Raw genomic sequence first — 26161 nt, forward strand, 5'->3', positions numbered from 1 at the left:
GCGATGGCCAGGCAGTCCGATGACGGCAAGAACGGCTCGGGCGGTGTGACGAAAGCGCTGCCCACCGAACAACTGATGGACCAGGCGAAGGACCTGATGTCCGCGCTGGGGGAGCGCGCGGTGGCCGCGGCGAGCGACAAGGTCGGTTCGGTGACCGACCGGCTGGTCGGCTACGTGGCCGACGGCGGTGGTGGCGGCGGGGGCGGCGGGATCGGCGGGGGCATGGCGAAGACGCTGCTGAAGACGGGCGCGTCCGGGCTGAAGCAGGCCGTGGTGGGGAAGTTCGGCGGCGGCGGGGGAGACGACGGCGGGGACGGCGGCGGCGGTGGTGGCGGGGGCGGGGGAGGCGGCAAGGAGACCAAGGTCACCAACATCATCGAGCAGATCGACGTCGGGGTCCCGATCCGGGTCGCGTACAACACGTGGACGGAGTTCCAGGACTTCCCGAAGTACACCAAGCGCGTCGAGAACGTCGACCAGTCCGCCGACGAGAAGCTCAGCTGGAAGGCCGGCATCTTCCTCTCGCACCGCACCTGGGAGTCGACGATCGTCGAACAGGTCCCGGAGGACCGGATCGTGTGGCGCTCCAAGGGCGAGAAGGGCTCGGTGGACGGTGCGGTGACGTTCCACGAACTCACCCCCAACCTGACCAGGATCCTGGTGGTCCTCGAGTACCACCCCCAGGGCCTGTTCGAACGGACCGGCAACCTGTGGCGGGCCCAGGGCAGGCGCGCCCGGCTGGAGCTGAAGCACTTCCGGCGGCACGTGATGACCCGGACCATCCTCGACCCCGACAGCGTCGAGGGCTGGCGCGGCGAGATCCGCGACAGCGAGGTCGTGCGCTCGCACGAGGACGCGGTGAAGGAGGAAGAGGAGCAGCAGCAGGACCAGGACGAGCCCGACGAGGAGTACGACGAGGAGGAGCCCGAGGACGAGGGCTACGAGGACGAGGACCAGGAGCGGCCCGAGGACGAGGACGAGGACGAGGGCCAGGACGACGACGAGGAGTACGACGAGGAGTACGACGACGAGGGCGAGGACGAGCCCGACGACGACGAGTACGAGGACGAGGAGGGTGCGGACGAGGACGCGGAGGACGCGGAGGACACCGAGGACGAGGACGAACAGCCCACCCGCCGAAGCTCCCGCCGGGCCTCCTCCCGGAAGAGGTGAGAGCGGTGTCAGTGACCCCGCGTTCCAGTAACTACATGTCCCGCCCGTCCTCCTCGGGCCTGGTGGACGTGGTCGACCTGATCCTCGACAAGGGCCTGGTCATCGACATCTACATCCGGGTCTCCCTGGTCGGGATCGAACTGCTGACCATCGACGCCCGCATCGTGGTGGCGAGCGTCGACACGTACCTGCGCTTCGCCGAGGCGGTCAACCGGCTCGACCTGGCGGACGACAAGAGCCAGGGGCTGCCGGAGCTGGTGCAGGGCATGCAGGAGGGCGGAGCGCGGCACAAGACCCGCGGTGCGCTCGAAGGCGTGAAGGACAAGGTGTCCGGCCTGATCGGCGGGGGAGAGGACGAGGACGACGAGGAGGAGCCGGAGGAGCGGCCCCGCCGCCGTTCGCGGCCCACCAGCCGGAAGGGGCACGAGCGATGAGCGCCACCCCGCCGCAAGCGGCCTGCTACGTCTACGGGATCGTCCCGTCCGGCACCCGCCCGCCCGAGGCGGCCGGGGTCGGCGATCCGCCCGCGCCGGTGACGCTGGTGAGCCACCACGGGGTGGCCGCCCTGGTCGGCGAGATCGACGTCCGCCGCCCGCTCGGCACGCCCCGGGACCTGATCGGCCACGCCCGGGTGCTGGACGAGGTGGCGGCCGCCCGCACGCCCGTCCTGCCGTTCCGGTTCGGCGCGGTGGTCCGGGACACGGCGGCCGTCACGGACGAACTGCTCGCCCCGCAGGAACAGCGGTTCCTGGCCGCGCTGGAGGACCTGGACGGCCTCGCCCAGTTCACCGCCCGGGCCACCTACCGGCAGGACCGGGTGCTGCGCGAGATCGTCGCCCACCGCCCGGACATCGCCCGGCTCCGGGAGGAGGTCGCCGAGCTACCGGAAGCCGCCTCCCGGCCCCGCCGGATCCGGCTCGGCGAACTGGTCGCCGAGGCACTGGTCGCCCGCGGCCGCTCCGACACCGACCACCTGGTGGCCGAGCTCGGACCGCTCGCCGCGGCCACCTCCCGGGCCGAGTCGACCGCCGACCAGCCGGCCACCGTCTCCTTCCTGGTCGCCGCCGACCGCTGGAGCGCCTTCGAACGCGCCGCGGACGCGCTCGCCGCCGACTGGGACGGACGCGTCGACTTCCGGCTGATCGGCCCACTGGCCCCGTACGACTTCGCCCCGCAGCTCGTCGACGCGCAAGGGCCCGGGTCATGGGACTGATCACCGGCCTGCTCACCCTGCCGCTCGCCCCCGTCCGCGGCGTGGTCTGGGTGGCCGAGCGGCTGCACGAGCAGGCGTGGCAGGAACTGAACGACCCGGCCGCCGTGCGCCGGCAGCTGATGGAGGTCCAGGCCGCCCGGGAGGCCGGGACGATCGACGAGCAGGAGGCCGAGCGCCGGGAGGCGGAACTGGTCCGGCGCCTGCTGCCGCCCACCATCGGGGACCTGGAGGTATGAACCGTGCCCGAGTCACGCACCCGCCGCCCGTCCACCGCCGCACCCCGACGGCGCACCGCGCGCCGCGACCCCGAAGCGGAGCCGCGACCCCGCCGCCGGACCGTGAAGGAGCGGGACGCGCCGGAGGAGCCGGACGAGCCGGACGAGCCGGAGGAGCCGGATGAGGAGCCGGACGAGTCGCCCCGGCGGCGGCGTCGGCCGGCGGCGGAGCGCGGGACGAGCGGGTCGGCGCCGCGCCGCCGCAAGGCCCGGCCGGACGAAGCCGACGACCGCGACGAGGAGGAGGGCGAGGACGAGGAGCCGGACGAGGGCGAGGAGCCGGACGAGGAGCAGGGCGACGACCGGGACGAGCGGCAGGCCGGGATCGGGGCCGCGGCGGCCGCCGCCCGGGCCGCCACCCACGTACGGGCGATGACCGGGCGCAGCCCGGAGGGCGTCACCTCGCTGGAGCGGACCGAGGAGGGCTGGCGGATCGGCGTCGAGGTGGTGGAGAGCCGGCGGATCCCCGACACCACCGACATCCTGGCCGTCTACCGGGTCGACCTCGACCGTGACGGCGAACTGCTCGCCTACCGCCGGGAGGACCGCTACCACCGCGGTCGCACCCCCGACCGGGAGGAGGACCCGTGAGCACGCCCGCCCCGTGGCGCGGCACCGGCGCGGTGCCCGCCTACCCCGGGACCTCCGCCGCGCCGCAACCCGCCAACCTGGCCGACCTGCTCGAACGCGTCCTGGACAAGGGCATCGTGATCGCCGGGGACATCCGGATCAACCTGCTGGACATCGAACTGCTCACGATCAGGATCCGGCTGCTGATCGCCTCGGTCGACCGGGCCCGCGAGATGGGCATCGACTGGTGGGAGCACGACCCCACCCTCTCCTCCGGCGACCGCCGCCGGGACCTCGCCGCCGAGAACCGCCGCCTGCGCGAACGCCTCGGCGAACTGGAGGCCGCCCGCTCGCAGGACGCCCGGGAGGCCCGGGAGGCCGGCGCCGGAGCCGCACCCGAACCCGAACCGGTGGACGACGACCGCCCGGCCCGGAAGGGCACCCGGCGGCGGCGGGAGGAGCCGTGACCTACACCTGGCTGTACGCCGTCGCCCCGGCGGGCCCCGAGCCGTCCCCGCCGAAGGGCGCCCCCGGAGGCGTCGCCGACGAGCACCCGAGGACGGTCGCGGCCGCCGACCTGCTCGCGGTGGTCGGCTCGGTGCCCGACGCCGACTTCGACTCCGACGCCCTGCAGCGCCACCTCGGCGACCCGCAGTGGCTCGAACGCGCGGTGCGCGCCCACCACCGGGTGGTCTCCGCCACCGCCACCGGCGGCCGGGCCCTCCCGGTCCGCTTCGGCACGGTGTACCGCGACGACGACCGGGTCCGCGCCCTGCTGGCGGCGCACGCCGACGACATCCGCGCCGCCCTGTCCGACATCGCCGACCGCACCGAGTGGGGCGTCAAGGCGTACCTGGACCGGGCGCACCCGGACGGCGCGGACGACGCCGGGAGCGGAGCCGACCGTCCGGCGGGGGACCGGCCGGGCACCGCCTACCTGCTGCGCCGCCGGACCGCCCGCGACCGGGCCGAACACGCCCTGACGGACGCCGCCGGGCAGGCCCGGCAGGTCCACCTGGCGCTGTCCGGGCTCGCCGACCGCAGCACCGAGCACCCGCCGCAGCCCACGGAGGCGACCGGCGTCCGCGATCCGATGCTGCTCAACGGCGCCTACCTGGTGCACCGTTCGCGGGCGGCGGAGTTCGCCCGCACGGTCGAGGCGCTCCGGGCCCGGCACGGCCCCGCACTGCGGCTGGAACTCACCGGTCCCTGGCCGCCGTACTCCTTCGCCGCCCTGCCGACCGCCGGGGACGGTGCGCGATGACCACCGAAGAGCTCGCCCCCGAGCTGCGGCAGCGCGACGTCGCACTGGTCGACCTGCTCGACCGGCTGCTGGCCGGCGGCGTGGTGATCGCGGGCGAGATCACCCTCTCGATCGCCGACATCGACCTGGTCCGGATCAGCCTGCGGGCCCTGATCGCCTCGGTCAGCTCGCTGGTCGACCCGGGGGGAAGCGACGGGGGAGCCGCCCCGTGAGCGACGAACCGGTCCGCCGGGTCGAGCTCGACCCCGAGACGGTCGGTCGGGACCTCGCCTCGCTGGTCCTCACCGTGGTCGAACTGCTCCGGCAGCTGATGGAGCGCCAGGCGCTGCGCCGGATCGACCAGGGCGATCTGGACGAGGACCAGGTCGAGCGGCTGGGCCTGACCCTGATGGCGCTGGAGGAGCGGATGGCGGAACTCCGCGAGCACTTCGGCCTCACCCCGGAGGACCTCAACCTCGACCTCGGCCCGCTCGGCCCGCTGCTCTCCACCGAGTGACCGAGTGACCGAGTGACCGAGTGGCCGCGTAGCCGCGTGTCTGCGGACGGGACGGGGCGCCCGCCGGTTCAGGACGCCCGCTTGAGGTTCCGGCGCGGACGGGTGGCCGCCTTCAGCGCGTACTGGAGCTGGTCGCGGGTCATGGTCGACCGGTGCGGGATGCCGAGCGCGGCGGCCCGCCGGTACAGCTCGGTCTTGCTGAGCGAGCCGAGGTCCTCCACGGCCTCCGCAGGCTCCGCCGATTTCGCCGCCTTCGCCGCCTTCGCCGATTTCGCGGACTTCGCGGACTTCACCGACCGCACCGAGCGCTCCGCCCTCGCGGCCGGTTTCGCGGCCGGTTTCGCCCGGCCGCCGCCCTGCGCCCGGGCCTGGTCCAGGCTGCGGCGCAGCACGTCCACCAGGTCGGTGAGGTCGGTGGGTTCGGGTTCCTCGCCGGTGGACAGCGCGATCTCCCGGCCCTCGGCCTTCGCCTCGACCAGCGCCCGGACCCGCTCCTCGTAGGTGTCGTGGTAGTCGTCCGGGTGCCAGCCGACGGTGAGCATGTCGATCAGCTGCTCGGCGGTGGCGAGCTCCGTCCGGTTGAAGTCCTTGCGCCGGGAGGGCAGGTCGGGCACCTCCGCCTGCGGGTCGCGGAGCTCGTCGGACCAGTGCATGGTGCGCAGTTCGAGCAGCCCGTCGGTGGAGTCGACCGCGGTCAGGTACTCCCGGCCGCGCATCGAGAACACCGCGATCCCGGCCCGGCCGGAGTGCGCGAGCGCCTCGACCAGGAGCTGGTAGACCTTGGCGGTCGCCGGATCGCCCGGGCCCAGGTAGTAGGTCTTGTCGAAGAAGACCGGATCGATCTCCGCCAGGTCGGCGAAGCCGCCGATCTCGATCGTCCGGGACCGCCCGGGGGACAGCTCCTCCAGCTCGGCGGGCTCCACGACGACGTACTGCCCCTCGCCGAGCTCGTAGCCCTTGACCACGTCCTCGAACGGCACCTCCTCGCCGGTGCGCTCGTTCACCCGCCGCTGCCGCACCCGGTCGGTGGTGCCGCGCTGCAACTGGTGGAAGCGCACCGCGTGCGACTCGGTCGCCGGGTACAGCGCCACCGGCAGGCTCACCAGTCCGAAGGACAACGTCCCCTTCCACACCGGCTTGGCCATCGTGCCCACCTTCCTCCTCGTCGGGGGCGCGTCCGTCCGGCCGGCGCCCGTCCGTGTCCTGCCGCGCGGCTGCCCGATCCGGCCCGCGCCCACACCAGGGTCCGACCGCGCGCCCCGGCCCGCACCCGCTCACGGCCCCGCGCCGGGCCCCGCACCCACGACCGCGCGCTCCGGGAGGCCCGGCGCTCGTCCGGCAGTGCGGGCGTGTCGGACCCGCCCCGGCCGGGTAGACGCCGGGACCGGCCCGACCGGCTGGGACAGGACCGCCCGTCGTCCGCCGACCGGGTCCGGGCGCGGGGCGCGCCACGACCACCGTCGAACGGGGCACGCCATGACCACCGTCGAGATCCGGGCCAGCGGCCGGATCGTCCAGCTGAAACGGGCCGACAAGGAGCTGTTCCCGGCGGACGGCCGCGCCGGGGCGATCACCAAGGCGGACCTCGCCGCGCACTACCGCCGGGTCTCCCGCCGCGTCCTGCCGCAGCTGCGCGGCCGGCCGCTGATGCTGGAGCGCTACCCCGACGGCATCGACGGGCCCCGGCTCGTCCAGAAGGACACCCCCGCGCACTTCCCCGACTGGATCCACCGCAGCGAACTGCCCAAGGCCGGCGGCACCGTCGACTACCCGGTCTGCGACGACCTGGCCACCCTGCTCTACCTGGTCGGCCAGGCGTGCGTCACCCCGCACCGCTGGCTGTCCAGGGCGGACCGGCCCGACCACCCCGACCTGCTGGTCATCGACCTCGACCCGGCGGGCGAGGACTTCGCACCGGTCCGGGAGGCCGCCGTCCTGGCGCACGCCCTGCTCGGCGAACTCGGCCTCCCCGCCGACCTGATGACCACCGGCTCGCGCGGCCTGCACGTCCTGGTCCGGCTCGACCGCCGGGCCCCCTTCGACGAGGTCCGGGCCTTCGCCCACGACGTGGCCGCCGTGCTCGCCGACCGCCGCCCCGACCTGCTCACCACCGAGCCCCGCAAGGCGGCCCGCCGGGGGCGGCTCTACCTCGACGTCCAGCGCAACGCCTACGGCCAGAACGCGGTCACCCCCTACGCGGTCCGCCCGCTGCCCGGCGCGCCGGTCGCCACCCCGCTGGCCCGGGCCGAACTCGACGACCCCGCCCTCATCCCGCGCCGCTGGACCCTCGCCACCGTGCAGGAGCGCCTGGACGCCCCCGACCCGTGGCGCGACGCGGCGCGCCGGGCCCGTTCACTGGGCCCGGCGCGCCGCCGTCTCGACCTGCTCCGGTCCGGGGACGCCTGAGGTCAGAAGCGGCGCCAGCGCGCCGAGGCGAAGGAGAACACGCCGTACAGCACCAGCCCGGCCGCCACCACGACCAGCAGCCACGGGCCGGCCGCGCTGCCGGCGAAGGAGCGCAGGGTGTCGTCCATGCCCCGGGCCCGGTCCGGGTCGAACCGGACGGCCGCCACCACGACGAACGCCCCCGCGGCCGCGTACACGGCGCCGCGGGCCACGTTGCCGGAGACGCCCGTCCCGGTCACCGCGCTCCGGGTGCGCGGCCGCATCGAGCCGGTGTCGAGCTTGCGCAGGAACCGCCGCTGCACGGCGCGCACCGCGATCGCCGCACCGACGCCCGCCAGCACCAGCCCGGCCGTGCCCACCAGCCAGCGGCCGCCGGGCAGGCCCAGCGTGGTGGCCGTCCAGTCCTTGGAGGTGGAGTCGCTGTCCGACCCGCCGCCCGAGCCCGCCGCGTACGCGGCCGTCCCCCACGCCACGAAGCCGTAGAACACCGCCCGCCCGGCCGACAGCACCCGCGAGCCGGTCTTCTTCTGCCCGGCCTCGCCGAACACCGCCGTCGAGGCCCGCCACAGCGCCATCCCGACGAAGCCGACCGCCAGCACCCACAGCAGCACCGTGCCGAACGGCTGCTCCGCCACCTGGTGCAGCGCCCCCTGCCGGTCGGCCTCCTCGCCGCCCGCCCCGAAGGCGATCCGCAGGGCCAGCACCCCGACCAGGGCGTACACCACGCCCCGGGCCACGAAGCCGGAACGGCCCGCGACCTCCGTCACCCGGCCCAGCCGGGCGTCCTCCCGCGTGTCCGCGTCCATCGACGTCCTCCTCCACTCGTTCCTAGGGTTCCGGCCGGTCAGTCGAGGGCCCGGCCGCGGGTGACGAGGTTGCCGATGGCCACGTAGACGACGGCGGGGATGCCGTAGTCCAGGAGGACCTGCCCGGTGTGGTTGGACACCGTGAACAGGCCGCGCGACCAGCCCGAGAGCCAGTCCGCCGCGGTGTGGAACCAGCTGACCAGGCCGTTGCCCTGATTGGCGCCGAAGAGGTCCAGCAGGATCCAGACCACCAGGATCCCGGCGAGTACGTGGGCCAGTACCGATATCACTGAAGTCGTCTGTCTCATGGCTGCCGCCTTGCCCGTCGTGACCACCCCAAACCCCTTACCTCGCAAGGGAGTTCGGCGAAAATGCCGGATCCGGGGCGGCCCGCTCAGAGGAAGTGCCGGATCGGCGCGGTGGCCACCTCCAGGGCGCGGCGGGCCGGGCCGCGGCGGTGCCAGCGCTCCGGGACGATGGCCTCGCTGCGGGCCAGGTCCTCGTCGAAGTGCCGGTCCAGGACGGCGGTGAACCCCTCGTCGACCACGGCGAGCACCACCTCCTCGTCGTGGTCGAGCGAGCGGCGGTTGAAGTTCGCCGAACCGACCACCGCCGCCGTCCCGTCGACGGTCAGCACCTTGGCGTGCATCATCGTCGGCCCGTACCGCCACACCGTGGCCCCGGCGGCGGTCAGCCGCCCGAAGTACCGCTCGCCCGCCAGCTGGCACACCCGCTTGTCGGTGTGCTCGCCCGGCACCAGCAGCTCGACGGCCACCCCCCGGCGGGCCACCGCGCACAGCAGGTCGACGAAGTACTCGTCGGGCGCGAAGTACGCCGTCGCCAGGCGCAGCCGCCGCTCCGCCGAGGAGATCACCACCCGCATCAGGGTCTGCAGGTCCTGCCAGCCGACGGCCGCCGAACCCCGCACCACCTGCACCACCGCGCCGCCCGGCTGCTCGTGCTCCTCGAACCGGTCCGCCGCGTCGTACAGCGTGCCGGGGGCGCACTCGGCCCAGTTCTGCGCGAAGGCCGCCGCGATGCCGTCGACGGCCGGCCCGACCACCCGCACGTGGGTGTCGCGCCACTCGCCCGGGTGCCGGGCGTCGCCGCACCACTCCTCGGCGATGCCCACCCCGCCGGTGAACGCGACCCGGCCGTCCACCACCAGGACCTTGCGGTGACAGCGGTGGTTCTGCTTGAACGGGGACAGCCGCACCGGTCGGCGGAACCAGGAGATCTGCACGCCGGCCCGCTCCATCAGGTCGGTCAGCTCCGGCTCGATCAGCCGGCTGCCGAAGCCGTCCAGCAGCAGCCGCACCCGCACGCCCTGCGCCGCCTTGCGGGCCAGCGCGCGGGCGAACACCCGGGCGATCTCCCCGCGCCAGTAGACGAAGGTCATCAGGTCGACCGTCCGCCGCGCCCCGTCGACGGCCTCCAGCATGGCCGGGAAGATCTCGTCCCCGTTGCGCAGCGGCGTCAGCAGGTTCCCCTCGGTCGCGGCGATGCCGAGCAGTCCTTCCAGGCGGCGGCGCAGCAGCCGGGCGCCCTCCGATGGCGCGGCGGCGGCGATCGGGGCGGCTTCGGGCGCGATCTCGGTGGTCACGGGGCTCCTCCGGACGGGGCGGGCGGCTGTGGTGCGCCTCGGCTACCCCGTTCGCCGGGATCGACGCCTGCCGACCGGACGCCTGCCGACCGGACGCCTGCCGACCGGCCGGAACGGTGCGCGGCGGAGTACGGGGGTGGAGCGCGGGTGGGGGAGCACGGGCCGGGGAGCGCGGGCCGGGGGCGGGGCGTCACGGATCGTCCGGGGATGAAAACGCCGCTCCGGGGGACACGGGTGCCATGACGAGGACTCAGGGGCGCGTGCCGCCGTACGTCGCAGTGGTGGTGGCGGTGCTCGCGCAGGGGACCGCGCTGGTCGCGGCGGGACTACTGGTCACCCACCCACCGGCGGGCTGGTGGGACCCGGGCGAGCGGGGCCTGGTCGGTTGGCTGGCCGCGCACCGCACCCCCGCCCTGACCACGGTCAGCGAGTGGCTCTCGGCGCTCGCCTTCACCCCGGCCGTCGTGGCGGTGACGGCCGCCGTCGCCGCCCTGCTGCTGATCCGGCACCGGTGGCGGGCGGCCGGGTGGCTCGCGGGCGCGGTCGCCCTCCAGGCGACGCTGTTCGTGACCGCCGCGCACCTGGTGGACCGGGCCCGGCCCGACGTCGTCCGGCTGGACGGCGCGCTGCCCACCTCCAGCTTCCCGTCCGGCCACGTCGGCGCGGCCACCGCGCTGTACGGCGGCCTGGGCCTGCTCGCCCTGCGCGGGGTGCGCGGCCGGTGGCGGGTCGTGCTGTGCGCGCTGGCCTGGACGGTACCGGTGCTGGTCGCCGCCAGCCGGCTCTACCGGGGCATGCACCACCCCACCGACGTGCTGTTCGGCGTCCTCAACGGCGCGGCCGCGCTGTGGGTGGTCGCGCACGCGCTGCCCGCCCGGGAACGCCCCGCCCCGGCCGCCCCCGGCACCTCGCCGCGACTGCCCGCCGCCCTGGTCCACAACCCGGTGGCGGTCGACCCCGCCCGGCTGGAGGAACTCTCCGCCGTCCTGGCGGCCCACGGCTACGGGCCGGTCCAGCACCTGCCCGGCGACCCGGACGACTGCGGCCGGGCCGCCGCCGGCCGGGCCCTCGCCGGCGGCGCCCGCCTGGTGGCGGCCTGCGGCGGCGACGGCACGGTCACCGCCTGCGCCGAAGCACTGGCCGGCACCGACGCCGTCCTGGCCGTCGTCCCCTGCGGCACCGGCAACCTGCTGGCCCGCAACCTCGGCCTCCCCACCGACCCCGCGGCCGCGCTGACCGCCGCCCTGACCGGCCGTACCCGCCGGATCGACCTGATGCGCGCCGAGGGCGACGGCCTGCCCGTCCGGGCCGCCGCCGTGATGGCCGGCATCGGCCTGGACGCCGCCGTGATGGCCGACACCGGCCGCGCCCTCAAACGCCGCCTCGGCTGGCCCGCGTACGCGATCGCCGCCACCCGGCACCTGCGCGACCGGCGGTTCCCGCTCACCGTCACCGTGGACGACGCCCCGCCGGTGCGCCGCCAGGTGCGGACGGCCGTGGTCGGCAACGTCGGCACCCTCCAGGGCGGTGTGCGACTGCTGCCCGACGCCGCCCCCGACGACGGCCTGCTCGACCTCGTCCTGGTCCAGCCGCACGGCCCGCGCGGCTGGAGCCGGGCCCTGCTGTCCCTCCTCACCGGAACCCGCCACCGGGGCCCGGCCGCCCCGCTGGAACACTTCCGGGGCCGCCGGATCCAGCTGACCGCGGACCACCCCCACCCGCGCGAGTGCGACGGCGACTCGGTCGGCGACGGCCGGACGCTGACCCTGACCGCCCGCCCGAACGCCCTGCTGGTCCGCGTCCCCGCCACCGCGCAGGACGCACCCGCGGCCCCCACCGGGCCCGCCGCCGCGCAGGACGCGCCCGCCGTCGCGCAGGACGCGCCCGCCGTCGCGCAGGACGCGACCGCCGTCGCGCAGGACGCGACCGCCGGGGCCGGACGGGAGGCGGCCTGATGGGGACCGCCAGCCGGGTCAGGCCCGGCCGCGAGCACCTCGCCGCCGACGAGGCCGTGCACACCCTGCGGCGGGGCGACTGGTGGCCGCTGGTGCGGGACGCCTTCGTGCGCTTCCGCTACGCCGACGGGTTCAGCCACGCCCGCGCCCTGGCCTTCCAGACGGTGCTGGCCCTCGTCCCGTTCGCGATCGCCGCCGTCGGCCTCGCCTCCTCGCTGCACGGCGGTCCGCTCGGACGACTGGTCGCGGGCAGCATCGAACGGATGGTCCCGGCCTCCAGCGCCGACCTGGTGCACGACGTCCTCGACCGCAGCCAGCACAGCGGCGGCACCCTCGCGCTCTGGTTCGGCGCGCTGTTCGCGCTCTCCAACCTGGTCACCGCGATGTCCCAGATCGAGCGCGGCGCCAACCGGATCTACGGGATCGAACGGGACCGCCCCTTCGACCGCAAGTACGGCCGCAGCCTGCTGATGGCGGTCGCCGCGGGGCTGCCGCTGGGGATCGGCTTCCTGGTGCTGGTGGCCGGGCCGCAGGTCACCGCGGCCGCCGACGAGGTGTTCGGGCTGGGCCCGGTCACCGCCGCCGCCTGGACGCTGCTGCGCTGGCCGGTCGGCGTGCTGCTCACCGTCACCTCGGTCGCCGTGATCTTCCGCCGGGCCCCCCGCCGGCACCAGCCCGGCTACGGCTGGCTGGCCTTCGGCGCGGGCGTCCACCTGGTGCTCTGGCTGGCCTCGACCTGGCTGCTCACCCTCTACCTGCGGCTGAGCGGTTCCTTCGACGCCGTCTACGGCCCGCTCAGCGCGGTGTTCTCGCTGCTGGTGTGGGCGTACCTGACGGCGATCTCGCTCTTCCTCGGCCTGTCCTTCGCCGCCCAACTGGAGGCCGACCGGGCCGGGCGCCCCGGCCCGGTGCTGCCCGACCCGCTGGCCACCGAGGAGACCGGAACCGGCTGGCCCGCGGCCGACCAGCCGTCCGGCACCGACCAGCCCTCAGACACCGACCTGCCCGCCATCGACTCCGGGCCGGCGCCCGGGCGCGAACCGTCGCCCCGCGTCCCGGCCCCGGGAAGGACGGAGCCGTGATCCGCCGCCCCGCCCCGCGCCGTCCCTCGCCGCGCACCACCCGCCTGCGCACCGCCGACCTGCACCTGGGCGAGCGGCTGCTGGCCTCCGTCGCCGCGTTCGCGCTGGCCGCGGTGCCCGCCGCGCTGCTGCTGGTGCTGATCGAGGCCAACTGGCCGCCGCTGCACCGGCTCGACGCGGGGGCGGCGCACCGCCTGCACACCACGGTGCGCGAGCACCCCGCCGTCCTCTCGGCGCTGCGCACCCTCACCGACGTGGTGTGGGGCCCGTCGACGATGCGGCTGCTGGTCGCCGCGGCCGTCGGCTGGCTGCTGTGGCGGCGCGCCTGGCGGCTGGCGGTGTGGGCCGCCGCGACCGTGACCGCCTCCGGGCTGATCGGCTGGGCGGTCAAGGCCGCCGTCGCCCGGGCCCGGCCCGCGCTGCCCGACCCGGTGGCGCACGCCCCGGGGTTCTCGTTCCCGTCCGGGCACGCGATGACGGCGGCGACCTGCTGCACCGTGCTGCTACTGGTGTTCTCCCCGGCGCTGCGCCCGCCGTGGCGCCGGGCGGCCCGGGCGCTGGCCGTGCTGAGCGTGCTGGGGGTGGGGTTCACCCGGGTCGCGCTCGGTGTGCACTGGGCCAGCGACGTGCTGGGCGGGTGGCTGCTCGGCCTGGCCCTGGTCGCCGCCACCGCCTGGGCGTTCGAGGGCTGGCGGCGGGAGACCGGCCGCCCCGTCCCGCCGCCGCTGGCCGAGGGCCTGGAGCCCGAACTCGCCCCGGACGGCCCGCCCCGGCCCGAGGGGTGAGGCGCCCCCCGGGCGGGTCAGGGCCGGTGCAGCGCGCTGACCGCGGCGTCCACGGTGTCGTGGCAGGGCAGCAGCCGGTCCACGCCGGTCATGGCGAGCAGCCGGCCGACGTCGGGGGTGGGAGCGACCAGGGCCAGCGCGGTGCCGGCGCCCTGGGTGCGGCGGAAGGCGAAGAGCAGTTCGGCCACGCCGAGCGAGTCGCAGAAGCTCAGCCGCGCGAGGTCCAGCACCAGCGGCAGGGCCTCGGCGGTGCGTTCCACGGCGCGGTGCAGGCGTGGCGCGGTGTGGTAGTCGAGTTCGCCCGCGAGCACGACGACGGTCGCCCCCACGGGATGGGTGCGGACCTCGATGGTCAGGGCGTAATCGGGCACGGGGCTCCGTACGGTGCAGGGTGGGTGGGACTGCGGGCGGGTCTGTGCGGGGCGGGGTGCGGCGGGGGTCAGTGGAGCCGGGCGAGCAGCAGCGCGACGTCGTCGGTCTGCGCCCGGGCGAACGAGGAGAGCAGCAGGTCGGCCGCCGGGTCCAGCTCCGGCGGGGCCCCGGCGAAGGCGTCCCGCAGCGCGTTCAGGCCGCTCTGCAGGTGCTCGCCGGGCACCTCGATCAGGCCGTCGGTGACCAGCAGCAGGGTGCTGCCCGGCGCCACGGCGTGGTCGACCGGCGGTGGCTGCGGCACGTTCAGGCCGAGCAGGATGCCGTGCTCGGTCAGGTAGCGGGCCGAGCCGTCCGGCAGCCGCAGCAGCGGCGGCAGGTGGCCGGCGTTGGCGACCCGGACGCTGCGGCGGTCGGGGGCGATCAGCACCAGGCAGACCGTCACGGTCAGGCCGGGGCGCAGCCGGGCCAGCAGCGCGTCCAGCCGGTGCAGCAGGGTCTGCGGGTCGTGGCCCTCGATGGCGTAGGCGCGCAGCGCGTGGCGCAGCTCGCCCATCGCCATCGCGGCCTCCAGGGAGTGCCCGGCCACGTCGCCGATGGCCAGCAGCAGTCCGGCGGGGGTGTCGATGGCCTCGTAGAAGTCGCCGCCGATCTCGCTGCGGGCGGAGGCCGGCTCGTAGCGGACGGCGAGGTCGACGCCGGGGACGGCGGGCAGCCGGCTGGGCAGGAAGCTGCGCTGCAGGGTGAGCGCGAGGGCGTGCTCCTCGGCCTGGCTGCGCTGGGCCTCCAGGGCGAGCGCGCCGGCCTGGGTGAGCTGGGGGAGCAGGCCGCGCTCGTCTGGGGCGGCGACCGCGTCCCGGTCGACGACCACGGCGAGCAGCGGCCGGCCGGGCTTGGTGCGGGCCGCCACCAGGGCGACCGGCCCGGTCGGCAGGCCCGCGCCGTCCAGCCCGTGGCCGGCCAGGACGTCCTGCCACTCCCCGGCCTCCAGCAGGGTGGTGTCGGTACCGGTGGCGTCGCCCAGGGTGTGGTGGGCGATGACGTCGAGCAGCACGGGCGGGGCCTGGAGCAGCCGCACCGCCGGGCCGCCCGGCGGGTCCGGGTCGTGGTGCGCCAGGTGCAGGGCGTCGCGGTCCGGGCCGAGGGCGATCGCGGTGGCCCGGGCGGCGCCGAGCCGGACCGCGCCGAGCACGGCCGAGGTGACCAGGGCGTCGGTGTCGGCGGCGCCGTACAGGTCGAGCGTGCTGCGGTGCAGGGCGGCGACCCGGGCGGCCAGCCGTTCGGCGCGCCGGCGGGCCCGGGTGTAGCGCAGCACCGCGGTGACGGTGGCCTGGAGCTCCGCCGGGTCGATCGGCTCGGTCAGGTAGGCGTCGGCGCCCCGGTGCAGGCCCTGAGTGCGGTCGCTGGCCCCGATCGCGGTGGCGGAGATGTGGACCACCGGCAGGGCGGCGGTGCGCGGCTCCTCCTTGATCCGCTCGCACACCTCGAAGCCGGTCATGTCGGGCAGGCTGATGTCCACCACGGCGAGCTCGGGCAGTTCGGCGGTGGGGGTGCGCTCCAGCAGGGCGAGGGCCTGGGTGCCGTCGACCGCCTCGACGACGGTGTGCCCGGAGCGGCGCAGCCAGCTGCCCACCACGTACCGGGTGGCGTCGTTGTCGTCGAGCACCAGGACGGTGGCGGGCCCGGCGTCGAGGCCGTTCACGACCCCTCCTCGGGGGACGGCGGCCGCCGCGGCGCGGCGGGGCGGGGGGCGGACAGGGCGGCGGCGATCCGGCCTGCGCTCAGGCCGGACTTGGGCAGCACGGCGCGGGCGTGCGACAGGCGGGCCCGGTCGGCGGCGGTCAGCGAGGCGGAGGTGAGGATGACGACCGGGATCTGCCGCAGCGCCGGGTCGGCCCGCAGGTCGGCGAGGATCCGGTCGCCGTCCACGTCCCCCAGGTGCAGGTCGAGGACGATCCCGTCCGGCCGGGTGTCGCGGACGGCGGCCAGCGCGGCCGCGCCGTCGTGGACCTCCACCACCCGCTCGGCGATCTCGTGCAGCAGCGGGCGCAGCACGTCCCGGAACACCGGGTCGTCGTCGACCGCGACCAGCACGCCCCGCCGGGCGCCGGCCGGCGGGGCCGGGCGGGCGGGCAGCCGGACGGTGAGCGCGCTGCCCCGCCCGGGGGCGCTGTCCAGGCGCAGCGTGCCGCCGAGGATCTCGGTCAGCCGGCGGGCGTACGGCAGGCCCAGGCCGGTGCCGCGGCGCCCCCGCTGGTGCGCGCCCTTCACCTGGTAGAACTCCTCGAAGACCCGTTCGTGCTGGTCGGCCGGTATGCCCACGCCGGTGTCGGTGACGGTCAGCACCAGGAACGGGCCGCCGTCCCGGTCCGCCTCGATCGCGGCGGTCAGCTCCACCGACCCGTGCTCGGTGAACTTCAGCGCGTTGGACAGCAGGTTGCGCAGGATCCGCACCAGCATCGTCTCGTCGCCGATCAGCGGCTCCGGCAGCTCGGGCGCCGGGCCGATCCGCAGCGCGACGCCGGGGCGGGCCAGGCCGCGCAGGGTGCCGTCCAGGTGGGCGAGGACGGCGCGCAGGTCCAGCGGCGCCCACAGCGGGTCGAGGGTGCCGGACTCCGCCTTGGCGACGTCCAGCAGCTCGTCCACCAGGGCCAGCAGGGTGCGGCCGGAGTCCGCGATCAGGGACAGCTGCCGGCAGCGCTCCTCCGGCGGGGCTTCGGTGTCGGCGCGCAGCAGCTCGGCCAGGCCCACCACCGCGTTGACGGGGGTGCGCAGCTCGTGGCTGACGTTCGCCCAGAACCGGCTCTTGGCCTCGCTGGCCTCGCGCAGCTGCTGCGACTTCTCGTCGAGCTCGGCGTACAGCGCGACCACGCCCCGGTTGGTCTCCTCCAGCTCCTCCGACAGCTCCGAGTACAGCGCCAGGACGCCCCGGTTGGTCTCCTCCAGCTCGCTGTTCAGGCGGCGCAGCTCCTCGCGCTGGGCGCGGGTGTGCTCCAGCGCGGCGATCAGGTCGCGGGTCTGCGCCCGGGAGTCCTCCAGGGCGCTGCCGTCGGTGTGCGCGCCGAGCAGGTCGCAGGCCCGCCCGACCAGCTCGGGGTCGGGGTCGGGGCCGTGGCCGAGCCGCTGCTCGACCCGGACCAGGCCGTCCCCGCCGCCGTGCTCGTGGTGGGTGGACAGCAGCCGGGCGGACGCCTCCAGCGCCTCGGCGGGCAGCCGGTGGCCGCCCCGCCAGGCCAGGGTCACCCGCAGGCCGGCCGGCGGCCCCGGCAGCAGGTCGAACGCGGCGGTGAGCCGGCCCGCCCCGAGCAGGCCGCGGCCCAGCTCGCTCAGCGCGGTGGCCAGCCGGACGGCGTCCTGCCCGTCCGCGCCGAGCAGGTCGGCGACGGCGCGGGCGCTGCGGCGCAGCGCGAAGGTGTCCTGGACGGTGACCACGGCGGTGGTGCCCAGGTGCACGGCCGGGGAGTCGGGCCCGGGCCCGCTCGGCGCGTTCACCAGGCCCCCTTCGCGACCACCACGCCGGCGTCGTCCCGGCGCACCCCCGCCTCGCGCAGCAGCAGCGCGGCGGCGGTCACCGGCAGGTGGGAGAACAGGCCGGGCACGTCGGAGGCCCGCCAGCGGTCGGTCAGCCCGTCCGAGTGCAGCACCACCGCGCTGCCGGGCGGCAGCTCCTGCCGGACGGGGTGCGGCGCGGGCAGCTGGTGGCCGACGATGCCGGGGGAGGAGGGCAGCGAACGCCGGACCCCGGTGGCGGTGTCCACCACGAAGGCGCTGACGTTGCCGACCCCGCAGAAGGTCAGCCGGGCGGCGGCGGGCTCGACCAGGGCGACGGCGACCGCCCCGCCGCGCCCGGTGCGCAGCGCCCGGTGCAGGTCGGCCAGCACCTCCTCGGGCCGCTGCCCGGAAGCGCGGTGGAAGGCGGCGACGGCCTCCGAGGCGGCCCGGGCGGCGAGCGGGCCGTGGCCCAGGCCGTCGCAGAACATCAGCAGGAAGGCGCCGGCCGTCCCGCCGGGCTCCGTCCCGGGGGCGGCGGGCGTCCGGGGCGCGCGGTCGGTCGGCACCGGGCGGTCGGTCGGCGTCGAGCGGTTGGTCAGCACCGACCAGTCCAGCCGGGCGGCGGCCGCCCGGGGCGCGGCCGGGGCGGGGGCCGGCCGCGGCCCGACCGGGCGCACCGCCCAGGCGTCGCCGCACAGCTCCTGCCCGCTCATCGGCCGGGTCAGCCCGGCCGCGACCGGCTCGCCCGCCGCGGCGGCCGCCCGGCCGGCCGGGGTGCGCATCCAGAACCGGGCGGCCAGCACGGTGCCCCGGCCGGGCAGCGAGTGCAGGTCGAAGGCGTCGGCGAGACGGGCGATCGCGCCCAGGCCGATGCCCAGGGTCGGGCCGGAGGAGTAGCCGTCGGCGAGCGCGGCGGGGACGTCCGCCATCCCCGGCCCGCTGTCGACGGTGAGGAACTCCAGCGCCGCCTCGGTGTCGGTGCGCACCACGCGCAGCACCATCGCCCCGTCGACGGCGTGCCGGCGCAGGTTGGTGGCGGCCTCGCTGACGGCGAGCGCCACCTCGGCGGCCCGCTCGGGCAGCAGGCCGATCCGGTGGGCGAGCTGCCGGGCCGCGCTGCGGGCGGCGGCGGGCAGCGAGTCGGAGTGCCGGAACCACGCGGTGTCCTCGCACTCCGCCAGGGCGGGGGTCACCGGGCCCACTTGGTCACCGAGACCTTCGTCCCGGAGCCGGGTTCGCTGTGCAGGGCGAACTCGTCCACCAGCCGGCGGGCCCCGCTCAGGCCCAGGCCCATGCCGCTGCCGGAGGTCCAGCCGTCGGTCAGGGCGAGGTCCAGGTCGGGGATGCCGGGGCCGTTGTCCTCGAACACGGCGTGCACGCCCACCCGGGCGCCGTTGCGGACGGTGGCGCAGCGCATCCGCCCGCCGCCGCCGTACACCAGCGTGTTGCGGGCCAGTTCGCTGGCCGCGGTCACCAGCTTCGTCTGGTCGACCAGCGACAGCCCGCACTGCTGGGCGTACGTCCGGACGGTCTGTCTGGCCCGCACCACGTCGTCGTTGGAGCCGATCGGCACGGTCTGCTCGTCCTCGACCGCCCTGGGGCCGGTCACGGGCGGCCCGTACGCACGGTACGGTCCCGTTCCAGTAGCGCCAGACCCTTCTCCAGGGTGAGCGCGGTGCGCACCCCGCCGAGCGAGAGGCCCAGTTCGACCAGGGTGATCGCCACCGCCGGGCGCATGCCGACCACCACGGTCTCGGCGTCCAGCATGCGCGAGATCGCGGCGGTGTTGGCGAGCATCCGGCCGACGAAGGAGTCGACGATCTCCAGGGCCGTGATGTCGATGACCACGCCGGTCGCGCCGGTGGAGACGATCCGTTCGGCCAGGTCGTCCTGCAGGTCCAGGACGATCTGGTCCTCCAGGTCGACCTGGATGGAGACCAGCAGGACCTGGCCGAGCTTCAGGACGGGGACGCGCTCGCTCACCGGGTGCCGCCCGCGGGGGCCTGGGCGCCGCTGAGGTGCAGCACGTGGCGCAGCGCGTCCTGCAGGGTCGCCTTGGTGACGATGTCGCCGAACTGCACGCCGAGCGCGACCAGGGTCTGCGCGATCTGCGGACGGATGCCGGAGATGGTGCACTCCGCGCCCATCAGCCGGGCCGCGACCACGGTCTTCAGCAGGTGCTGGGCGACCTCGGTGTCCACGGCGGGCACGCCGGTGATGTCGATGATGGCGTGCTCGGACTCGGTGTCCACCAGGCTCTGCAGCAGCTTCTCCATCACCACCTGGGTGCGCGCCGAGTCCAGCGTGCCGACCAGCGGCACCGCCACCACGCCCTCCCACAGCTTGACCACCGGCGTGGACAGTTCGAGCAGCTGCTCGGCCTGGGCGCTGATGATCTCCTCCCGGGTGCGGGCGTACGTCTCGATGGTGAACATGCCCAGCGCGTCCAGCAGCCGGGTCAGCTGGAGGTAGGCCGTGACGTCCTCGGCCGTGCTCTCCGAGGTGGGCTCCAGCACGTCCTTGCAGGCGAAGACGCTGACGGCGGTCTCGGTCGGCGTGAAGCCGTGCCGGGCCCGGCTCCGGGAGAGCTCCACCAGCAGGGCGCGCACCTCCGAGTACCCCTCGCCCTGCCACTCCAGCCCCTCCTTGCCCAGGGCCTGCACCAGGGCCTGGTACAGCTCCGAGAGCTCGCGCTCCAGCTCCGCCCGGCTGATCCGGCCGCCGAGGGTCGCCGCCACGGCCGACACCCACTGCTCCTGCACCGCATCGTCCCGGGTCAGCAGCTCAACGAGCCGTTCGGACGCACGCTCCACCGCCATCAGGCGTTCTCCTCGCTCCATAGGCCCCCGTGGTCGGGGGGACCCGGCCGTCACACGACGGCGCGCGGCAGCCCGGACCGGTCGGTCGGGTCGCCGCGCGGCGTCTGCCCCGGTCGCCGCGAGGTATGCAGCGGCGGCCGGAAAATCTCCGATCTTTTTTTCCGCAGGGGTTCCGCCGCAGGTCAGCGCGGGTCGGAGTGTTCGGCCCGGAACATCCAGGCGTGCTTCTCCAGCGCCGCGGACACCGTGATCAGCAGGTCCTGGGTGACGGGGTCGGCCTCGCCGGTCTTCGCGATCCGCTCGCGCATCCGGGCGGTCACGGCCGCGAGCGCGTCCACCAGCCGCTCCACGACGGCGGTGTCCGCCTGCCAGCCGGCCGGCATCGCGGGCAGGCCGCCGGCCGCGACGGTGGAGGCCCGCCCGTCCGGGCTGACCCCGATCGCCGCCGCCCGCTCCGCCACCTGGTCGGCGAAGTCGCGGGCGGTGGCCACCACCTCGTCCAACTGCAGGTGGACCGAGCGGAACCGGGGGCCGTACAGGTTCCAGTGGGCCTGCTTGCCGATCAACGACAGGTCCACGAGATCGACCAGGGCGCCCTGGAGCGCCTCCCCGGCCGTGTCGCGGTCGTGCTCGGCCAGCGGGCTGCCGGTGGCGATGTCCATCGTCTGTCCTCTCCGGGTCGGGGGTCGGCCAGCGAACGCCGGCCGCCACCTCGGCTGCCCGCCGGGGCCGAACGGAAACCCCCTCCGGGCCGCGGATAACGGTTTCGCATCGTTCGCGTGGATCTTGCCGGCCCGGGTAACCGCGTCGGCGCCGCCACCGGTCGCCCGGGCGCTCCCGCAGCACGCCACCGGCGCACCACCACGAACAGGAATGGGGACCAGCATGCCCGTCGCCGTGTCCAGGCCGATCTCCGTCACCCTCCCGGAGAGCCCCTACCCCCACATCCCGCTCACCGGGGAGCTGCGCTTCGACTCCGCCCTGCCCTACGGCGTCGGACTCGCCTTCCCGCCGCGCCGGCCCGGCGACGACGAACTCGTCTGGTGGTTCGGCCGCGACCTGCTCGCCGAGGGCCGCCGCGCCCCGGCCGGCGAGGGGGACGTCCTGGTCGCCCCCGGCGTGGGCGGCCGGGTCCTGGTCACCCTCGGCAGCCGCACCGACCGCGCCGTGATCAGCGTCCCCGCCGAGCCGGTCGCCGAGTTCCTCGCCGACACCTTCGCCGAGGTGCCCCCCGGCACCGAGTCCGCCCACCTCGACCTCGACCCCGGCCTCGCCCGCCTGCTGGCCTGAGCCCACCCGACCCCGGCGGCCCGGCACGACCGGCCCCGGGGATCCCGCACGGCCTGCCCCGGAGGACGGGCTTCGGGTGCTCTGCCTCGGACGACGGGCGCCGGACGACCAGCCCCGACGACCGGCCTCGGCGACCAGCCCCGACGACCGGTCCGGACGGCCGGCCTCAGCCGGTCAGGACGACGCGGATCCGCTTGCCGCCGCCGGGCAGCGGCTGGATCTCCCAGCCGGCGGCGACCAGCTGGATCAGGGGCCAGCCCCGGCCGCCCAGCCGGGTGGGGTCCTGGAGGTTCGCCCGGTCGCCCTGCGGGTGCGCGTCGCTGGCGTCCTCCACGTCGACGGTCAGCACGCTGCCGCCCTCGCTCGCCCGGGCCGCGAACCCGGTCACCCCGCCGGCGTGCCGGATCGCGTTGGTGACCAGCTCGGTGACGGCCAGGCAGGCGTCGCCGAGCAGCCGCCCCCCGGCCGCGGAGTGCCCGGCGAGCGCCTCGGTGACGGCGGCCCGGGCATCGGCCGCGGTGCACACCCCCGGGCCCGCCCCGGCACGGGGCCGGCCACCGCTCGGAGGGCGGCGCCGGATCGGGTCGGTCTCGGCGCGGGACATCGGGCGACCTCGAATCGGACGGGACGGGAACGGTGCTTGGGACGCCCGGCGGCCGGACGGCGTGCGGGTCACGCCCGGGGGGAGCGCGGCGGACGCAGCGCGGACGGGTCGGGCGCGCAGCGCGCCGCGGCGTCCGCGTCCGCCGCGATGTGCAGGTACCCGGTGGCGGACGCCAGGTCGAGCAGCCGGCGCACCGGCTCCCGCAGCGGCCCGGCCAGGACGAGCCGCCCGCCGGCCTCCGCCATCCGGCGGTGCGCCTCCAGCAGACCTTGCAGCACCGAGGAGTCGGCGAAGGTGACCTCGGCGAAGTCCACCACCAGCAGCCGGGGCGGCCGGTCGAGCGCAGCGGCCAGCCGCCGCACGAAGTCCTGGGCGTCCTCCCAGTCCAACTCGCCCCGCGCCCGCACCGTCTCGACCCCCACCGGAGCCGCCCCGGCCGCGCCGGGCGTGTGATCGGTCATGCCCGGCATGGTAGTCGCCCCCCACTCCCGGCCCCCGCCCGCCTCCGGCTCTGCCCGGCCCCGCCCGGCCTGTCCTGCCCCTGATCGGCTCGTTCTGCCCGTCCCGGGCCGGCTCCGTCCCGGGCCGCCTCCGTCCCGGGCCGCCTCCGTCCCCGGGGGCCGTCCGTCGGCTGTGTTCCCGGGCCGCCGCGCGGTCGGGGCTCGGGCTTCGAGCGGGCGGCGGTAGCATGGCGGTTCGGGTGCGGCCCGCCGGATCCGTCCGTACGGTCCGGCAGTTCGCGCCAAACCCGCCGGTCGCGGTGGGCCTCCGGGCCCGGGGCGGTCGGTGGAAACCGGACTGCGAGGTGAGGGCCCGTCAGGGCCCGGACGATGGCATTTTCGACATCCCCCACCACGGCCACCGGCGGGGAGTCGCTCGCGGCTTCCCCCTACCCGGTGGCGGTGCTCGGCCCCGACGGCGAGCTGCTGCACGCCAGCCACAGTGCCCGCCGCCTGCTGACCGGCCCGGGCGGTGGCCCCGCCGGGGTGCCGCACTGGCTGCGCCGCGCCCACCTGGGCCTCCCGGCCGCGGGCGCCCGCCCGGGCACCGTCCGGTACACCGATCCGGTCGCGGGCCCCGTCGAGGCGCACCCCTCGCCCCGGCCCGACGGCAGCACCGTGTGGTGGTTCGTCCTCCCGGACGGCTGCGCGGGCCTGCTGCCCGGGCCGGCCGGCGGCGGTCCCTGCGACTGGGAGCTGCTGACCCGGCTGTCCGGCCTGCTGCTGTCCTCGCTGAACGTCGACCGGATCCTGGAGACGGCCGCCCGGCAGGCGGCGCTGCACCTGGCGGACGCCGCCGTGCTGCTCGCCCCCGGTGCCGGGCGGACCCTGCACCTGGTGACCTGCCTGCGCGGCGGCGACCCCGTGCACGTCCAGCTGCGGGCCGACCCGGCGGAGGTGCCCGGTCTGGCCGAGGCGCTCCAGGGCTTCCCGCCGGTGCCCTCGCGCTGGATCGACCCGGGTGCCGTCCCGCGCTGGCTGGTGCCCGCCGGTCTCGACCGGGGCGGCCCGGTCCTGGTCACCCCGCTGCCCGGGCACGGCGTCCCCGCCGGGGCGCTGGTGCTGCTGCGCGCGCCGGGCGGCGGACCGTTCGGCTCCGAGGAGGAGGTCTTCGCCCGGCTGTTCGCGGCCCGGGCCGGCGCGGCCGTGTCCGCCGCCGTCATGTACTCCGAGCAGGCCGCCGTCACCGACCTGCTGATGCGCGAACTGCTCCCGCCCCGGCTCGAACACCTCAGCGGGGTGGACTTCGCGGGCGGCTACCGGGCCTCCGTCGACCGCGACCGGATCGGCGGCGACTTCTACGACGTCCACCCCGCCGCCGACCCGGACGGCGAGACCCTCGCGCTGCTCGGCGACGTCAGCGGCAAGGGCCTGGAGGCCGCCGTGATGACCGGCAAGGTCCGCAACACGCTGCACGCGCTGCTCCCTCTGGCCGACGACCACGGGCGGGTCCTCAACCTGCTCAACCGGGCCCTGCTGACCTCCCACCACACCCGCTTCGCCAGCCTGGTGCTGGCCTCGGTGCGCCGCGAGGGGGAGCGGGTGCGGGTCCGGCTGTCGGCCGCCGGGCACCCCGCGCCGATAGTGGTCCGGGCGGACGGCCGGGTCACCGAGTCCACCACCCTCGGCAGCATCGTCGGCGTCCTGCCGGAGGTGGTCACCCGCACCGACACCGTCCTCCTCGAACCCGGCGAGGCGTGCGTCCTCTACAGCGACGGCATCACCGAGGCCAAGGGCGGCCCCACCGGCCGCGAGCAGTTCGGCGAGCACCGCCTGCGCCAGGCGCTCGCGCAGTGCGCGGGCATGCCCGCCGAGGCGATCGTGGAGCGGGTCCAGATGCTCACCGCGCAGTGGCTGCGCGAGGGCCGGCACGACGACATGGCGGTCATGGTCATCGCCGCGCCCCCGCGCGGCCACCTGGCCGTGACCGGCGGACGACAGGGAAACGCGGCATGAACACCGACGCACCGACCACCACCCTCCGGCCCGCCCCGGACGCCCCGGCCCCGGCCCGGGTGCCGGCCCCGGCCCCGCCTCCGGCCGCCCCGGCCGCACCTCCGGCAGCCCCGGCCGCACCCCCGGCCGCCCCGGCCCCGCCCGGGCCCGACCTCACCGAGCGGCTCTGGGAGGCCGTCACCGGCGGCGACCAGGTCCGGGCCGCCGCGCTCGCGGTGGGAGCGCTGGAGGCCGGGCTGCACCCGGAGGCGCTACTGCTCGACGTGATCGGGGCGCTCCAGGCGCGGATCGGGCGGGAGTGGGCGGCCGACCGGATCACGGTGATCCAGGAGCACGCCGCCACCGCCGTCAACGAGCGGGTGGTGGCCCTGGTGACCGGCCACCCGGCGTTCGCCGCCGCGGCCCACCCGCCGGAGCGCGGGCGGGTCGCGGTGGCCTGCGTGGACGGCGAGTGGCACGCCTTCCCCGCCCGGCTGCTGGCCGAGGTGCTGGTGCTGCGCGGCTGGCGGGTCGACTACCTCGGCGCCCAGTGCCCCACCCCCCACCTGATCGCGCACCTGCACCGCACCGCCCCCGACGCGCTGGCGCTGTCCGCCTCGCTGTCCACCCGGCTGCCCGCCGCGCACGCCGCGGTCAGCGCCGCCCAGGCGGCCGGCGTGCCGGTGATCGCCGGTGGCGCCGCGTTCGGTCCGGACGGCCGGCACGCCCGGCTGCTCGGGGCCGACGCCTGGGCCCCGGACGCCCGGGCCGCGGCCGAGCGGCTGGCCCGGGGGCTGCCGCTGCCCGCCTCCCCGCACCAGCCCGTCGACGACATCCCGCACCTCGCCGACCAGGAGTACACCCTGGTCACCCGGAGCTCCCGGGAGCTGGTGGGCGCCGTGATGGCCGCCCTGGAGCGCGCGCACCCCGCCGTCCGCTCCTACACCCCGCTCCAGCGCGAGCACACCCTCGACGACCTGGCCCACATCGTGGAGTACCTGGCGGTCGCCCTCTACACGGGGGACCCGGAGCTGTTCACCGGGTTCGCCGACTGGACCAGGGAGGTCCTGCTCGCCCGCGGCGTCCCGGACGCGCTGCTCGCCGCCGCGCTGACCGTGCTGCGCGAGCAGCTGCGCGACCTGCCGCGCAGCGTCGCCGTCCTGGACGCCGCGCTGCGGACGGGAGCGGCCGCGTGACCACCCGCCCCGCGCCGCCGCCCCGGACCGTCACCGTCCCGGTGGAGGGCGAACTCGACCACGAGAGCTGCGAGGGCCTCGTCCGGGAGGTCACCCTCCACCTGGCCGCCCGCCCGCCGGTCGACATGGTCCGGGTGGACTGCGCCGGGATGACGCTGTGCGACTCGATGGGCCTGTCCGCGCTGCTCCAGGTCCGCCGGGACGTCGACGCCGCCGGCCGCCGGCTGCGGCTCGACCACCGCCCCGCCCACCTGGACCGCCTGCTGCACCTCACCGGCACCGCCGAGTACCTGCTCGCCGACCGCCCGGACTGAGACCGGCCCGCCGC

General features: G+C 76.4%; 30 protein-coding genes and 1 pseudogene. 17 read left to right on the plus strand and 14 right to left on the minus strand.

The annotated features are described in order from the left end of the window. Window positions 1–3: 3 nt before the first annotated feature. Genes ABD345_RS04630 through ABD345_RS04670 form a run of 9 tightly spaced genes read left to right on the plus strand, consistent with a single transcriptional unit; the run spans window position 4 to window position 4991 of the window. Window positions 4–1173, plus strand: coding sequence for an SRPBCC family protein (locus ABD345_RS04630; RefSeq protein ID WP_344550445.1), 1170 nt, complete (start codon window positions 4–6; stop codon window positions 1171–1173). A gap of 35 nt (window positions 1174–1208) precedes the next feature. Next, window positions 1209–1607: a gas vesicle protein GvpJ gene (gvpJ, locus tag ABD345_RS04635; RefSeq protein ID WP_344550446.1), complete on the plus strand. Its 399-nt coding sequence runs from the start codon at window positions 1209–1211 to the stop codon at window positions 1605–1607. After that, window positions 1604–2386, plus strand: a complete 783-nt coding sequence (locus ABD345_RS04640) for a GvpL/GvpF family gas vesicle protein (RefSeq protein ID WP_344550447.1) — start codon at window positions 1604–1606, stop codon at window positions 2384–2386. The genes gvpJ and ABD345_RS04640 overlap by 4 nt, the downstream gene beginning before the upstream one ends. Beyond that, window positions 2377–2622, plus strand: coding sequence for a gas vesicle protein GvpG (locus tag ABD345_RS04645; protein ID WP_344550448.1), 246 nt, complete (start codon window positions 2377–2379; stop codon window positions 2620–2622). Before ABD345_RS04640 ends, ABD345_RS04645 begins: the two co-directional genes overlap by 10 nt. Window positions 2623–2625: 3 nt before the next feature. After that, the gene (gvpO, locus tag ABD345_RS04650; protein WP_344550449.1) at window positions 2626–3252 is read left to right on the plus strand and encodes a gas vesicle protein GvpO; all 627 of its coding nucleotides are present in this window, start codon (window positions 2626–2628) and stop codon (window positions 3250–3252) included. Window positions 3253–3284: 32 nt separating this feature from the next. Continuing rightward, the gene (locus ABD345_RS04655; RefSeq protein ID WP_344550570.1) at window positions 3285–3698 is read left to right on the plus strand and encodes a gas vesicle protein; all 414 of its coding nucleotides are present in this window, start codon (window positions 3285–3287) and stop codon (window positions 3696–3698) included. After that, window positions 3695–4495: a GvpL/GvpF family gas vesicle protein gene (locus tag ABD345_RS04660; RefSeq protein ID WP_344550450.1), complete on the plus strand. Its 801-nt coding sequence runs from the start codon at window positions 3695–3697 to the stop codon at window positions 4493–4495. The genes ABD345_RS04655 and ABD345_RS04660 overlap by 4 nt, the downstream gene beginning before the upstream one ends. Continuing rightward, window positions 4492–4707, plus strand: coding sequence for a gas vesicle protein (locus ABD345_RS04665; protein ID WP_344550451.1), 216 nt, complete (start codon window positions 4492–4494; stop codon window positions 4705–4707). Before ABD345_RS04660 ends, ABD345_RS04665 begins: the two co-directional genes overlap by 4 nt. Further along, window positions 4704–4991 carry a gas vesicle protein K gene (locus ABD345_RS04670; protein ID WP_344550452.1) on the plus strand — a complete coding sequence of 96 codons (288 nt, stop codon included), beginning with the start codon at window positions 4704–4706 and terminating at the stop codon, window positions 4989–4991. The genes ABD345_RS04665 and ABD345_RS04670 overlap by 4 nt, the downstream gene beginning before the upstream one ends. 68 nt (window positions 4992–5059) lie before the next feature. Here the strand turns inward: ABD345_RS04670 and ku are convergent, their stop codons facing one another. Next, window positions 5060–6136 (minus strand): non-homologous end joining protein Ku, encoded by a 1077-nt coding sequence (ku, locus tag ABD345_RS04675; RefSeq protein ID WP_344550453.1) that lies wholly within the window; start codon window positions 6134–6136, stop codon window positions 5060–5062. 331 nt (window positions 6137–6467) lie between these two features. Between ku and ABD345_RS04680 the strand changes: the two genes are divergently transcribed. Beyond that, window positions 6468–7397: a DNA polymerase domain-containing protein gene (locus ABD345_RS04680; protein ID WP_344550454.1), complete on the plus strand. Its 930-nt coding sequence runs from the start codon at window positions 6468–6470 to the stop codon at window positions 7395–7397. A 2-nt stretch (window positions 7398–7399) separates the two neighbouring features. Here ABD345_RS04680 and ABD345_RS04685 read toward each other — a convergent pair whose 3' ends face one another. The 3 genes from ABD345_RS04685 to ABD345_RS04695 all read right to left on the minus strand — a co-directional run bounded on the left by ABD345_RS04685 (window position 7400) and on the right by ABD345_RS04695 (window position 9806). After that, window positions 7400–8203, minus strand: coding sequence for a DUF1206 domain-containing protein (locus ABD345_RS04685; RefSeq protein ID WP_344550455.1), 804 nt, complete (start codon window positions 8201–8203; stop codon window positions 7400–7402). Between the two features lie 38 nt (window positions 8204–8241). Continuing rightward, complete coding sequence (locus tag ABD345_RS04690; RefSeq protein WP_344550456.1) at window positions 8242–8493, minus strand: hypothetical protein; 252 nt, start codon at window positions 8491–8493, stop codon at window positions 8242–8244. A gap of 104 nt (window positions 8494–8597) precedes the next feature. Continuing rightward, window positions 8598–9806 (minus strand): phospholipase D-like domain-containing protein, encoded by a 1209-nt coding sequence (locus ABD345_RS04695; protein WP_425556765.1) that lies wholly within the window; start codon window positions 9804–9806, stop codon window positions 8598–8600. A gap of 239 nt (window positions 9807–10045) precedes the next feature. Between ABD345_RS04695 and ABD345_RS04700 the strand changes: the two genes are divergently transcribed. From ABD345_RS04700 to ABD345_RS04710, 3 genes and pseudogenes are all read left to right on the plus strand, one after another. Continuing rightward, window positions 10046–11761, plus strand: coding sequence for a bifunctional phosphatase PAP2/diacylglycerol kinase family protein (locus ABD345_RS04700; protein ID WP_344550457.1), 1716 nt, complete (start codon window positions 10046–10048; stop codon window positions 11759–11761). Then, window positions 11761–12684: pseudogene (locus tag ABD345_RS04705) on the plus strand (YihY/virulence factor BrkB family protein); the annotation flags it as partial. The gene ABD345_RS04700 and the pseudogene ABD345_RS04705, both read left to right, overlap by 1 nt. Before the next feature lie 155 nt (window positions 12685–12839). Then, a complete protein-coding gene (locus ABD345_RS04710; protein ID WP_380271879.1) occupies window positions 12840–13628 on the plus strand; it encodes a phosphatase PAP2 family protein in 789 nt (262 codons plus the stop codon). Between the two features lie 17 nt (window positions 13629–13645). Here the strand turns inward: ABD345_RS04710 and ABD345_RS04715 are convergent, their stop codons facing one another. The 8 genes from ABD345_RS04715 to ABD345_RS04750 all read right to left on the minus strand — a co-directional run bounded on the left by ABD345_RS04715 (window position 13646) and on the right by ABD345_RS04750 (window position 20970). After that, entirely contained in the window at window positions 13646–13999 is a 354-nt protein-coding gene (locus ABD345_RS04715; RefSeq protein ID WP_344550458.1) for an STAS domain-containing protein, read from the minus strand. 68 nt (window positions 14000–14067) lie between these two features. Beyond that, the gene (locus tag ABD345_RS04720; protein ID WP_344550459.1) at window positions 14068–15699 is read right to left on the minus strand and encodes a SpoIIE family protein phosphatase; all 1632 of its coding nucleotides are present in this window, start codon (window positions 15697–15699) and stop codon (window positions 14068–14070) included. Then, the gene (locus ABD345_RS04725) at window positions 15696–17489 is read right to left on the minus strand and encodes a hybrid sensor histidine kinase/response regulator (protein ID WP_344550460.1); all 1794 of its coding nucleotides are present in this window, start codon (window positions 17487–17489) and stop codon (window positions 15696–15698) included. Before ABD345_RS04725 ends, ABD345_RS04720 begins: the two co-directional genes overlap by 4 nt. Then, window positions 17486–18691 carry an ATP-binding protein gene (locus tag ABD345_RS04730; protein WP_344550461.1) on the minus strand — a complete coding sequence of 402 codons (1206 nt, stop codon included), beginning with the start codon at window positions 18689–18691 and terminating at the stop codon, window positions 17486–17488. Before ABD345_RS04730 ends, ABD345_RS04725 begins: the two co-directional genes overlap by 4 nt. Then, window positions 18679–19098, minus strand: coding sequence for an anti-sigma regulatory factor (locus ABD345_RS04735; RefSeq protein WP_344550462.1), 420 nt, complete (start codon window positions 19096–19098; stop codon window positions 18679–18681). The genes ABD345_RS04730 and ABD345_RS04735 overlap by 13 nt, the downstream gene beginning before the upstream one ends. Beyond that, window positions 19095–19472 carry an STAS domain-containing protein gene (locus ABD345_RS04740; RefSeq protein WP_344550463.1) on the minus strand — a complete coding sequence of 126 codons (378 nt, stop codon included), beginning with the start codon at window positions 19470–19472 and terminating at the stop codon, window positions 19095–19097. The genes ABD345_RS04735 and ABD345_RS04740 overlap by 4 nt, the downstream gene beginning before the upstream one ends. Further along, complete coding sequence (locus ABD345_RS04745; protein ID WP_344550464.1) at window positions 19469–20308, minus strand: STAS domain-containing protein; 840 nt, start codon at window positions 20306–20308, stop codon at window positions 19469–19471. Before ABD345_RS04745 ends, ABD345_RS04740 begins: the two co-directional genes overlap by 4 nt. Before the next feature lie 182 nt (window positions 20309–20490). Next, window positions 20491–20970, minus strand: coding sequence for a Dps family protein (locus ABD345_RS04750; protein ID WP_344550465.1), 480 nt, complete (start codon window positions 20968–20970; stop codon window positions 20491–20493). A gap of 223 nt (window positions 20971–21193) precedes the next feature. On the opposite strand from ABD345_RS04750, the gene ABD345_RS04755 reads away from it, so the two are divergent. Continuing rightward, a complete protein-coding gene (locus ABD345_RS04755; protein WP_344550466.1) occupies window positions 21194–21598 on the plus strand; it encodes an SsgA family sporulation/cell division regulator in 405 nt (134 codons plus the stop codon). Window positions 21599–21764: 166 nt separating this feature from the next. Here the strand turns inward: ABD345_RS04755 and ABD345_RS04760 are convergent, their stop codons facing one another. Together ABD345_RS04760 and ABD345_RS04765 are read right to left on the minus strand one after the other, a co-directional pair. Continuing rightward, window positions 21765–22202: an ATP-binding protein gene (locus ABD345_RS04760; protein WP_344550467.1), complete on the minus strand. Its 438-nt coding sequence runs from the start codon at window positions 22200–22202 to the stop codon at window positions 21765–21767. Window positions 22203–22270: 68 nt separating this feature from the next. Beyond that, window positions 22271–22663 (minus strand): STAS domain-containing protein, encoded by a 393-nt coding sequence (locus tag ABD345_RS04765; RefSeq protein WP_344550468.1) that lies wholly within the window; start codon window positions 22661–22663, stop codon window positions 22271–22273. 369 nt (window positions 22664–23032) lie between these two features. Here ABD345_RS04765 and ABD345_RS04770 point away from each other — a divergent pair, with 369 nt between their 5' ends. Genes ABD345_RS04770 through ABD345_RS04780 form a run of 3 tightly spaced genes read left to right on the plus strand, consistent with a single transcriptional unit; the run spans window position 23033 to window position 26147 of the window. Continuing rightward, complete coding sequence (locus ABD345_RS04770) at window positions 23033–24658, plus strand: PP2C family protein-serine/threonine phosphatase (RefSeq protein ID WP_344550470.1); 1626 nt, start codon at window positions 23033–23035, stop codon at window positions 24656–24658. Next, on the plus strand, window positions 24655–25833 hold the full coding sequence (locus tag ABD345_RS04775) for a cobalamin-dependent protein (RefSeq protein ID WP_344550471.1): 1179 nt from the start codon (window positions 24655–24657) through the stop codon (window positions 25831–25833). Before ABD345_RS04770 ends, ABD345_RS04775 begins: the two co-directional genes overlap by 4 nt. Next, window positions 25830–26147: an STAS domain-containing protein gene (locus ABD345_RS04780; protein WP_344550472.1), complete on the plus strand. Its 318-nt coding sequence runs from the start codon at window positions 25830–25832 to the stop codon at window positions 26145–26147. Before ABD345_RS04775 ends, ABD345_RS04780 begins: the two co-directional genes overlap by 4 nt. The last annotated feature ends 14 nt before the right edge of the window (window positions 26148–26161 follow it).

The sequence above is a fragment of the Kitasatospora saccharophila genome, assembly GCF_039529925.1.
Classification (GTDB): domain Bacteria; phylum Actinomycetota; class Actinomycetes; order Streptomycetales; family Streptomycetaceae; genus Kitasatospora; species Kitasatospora saccharophila.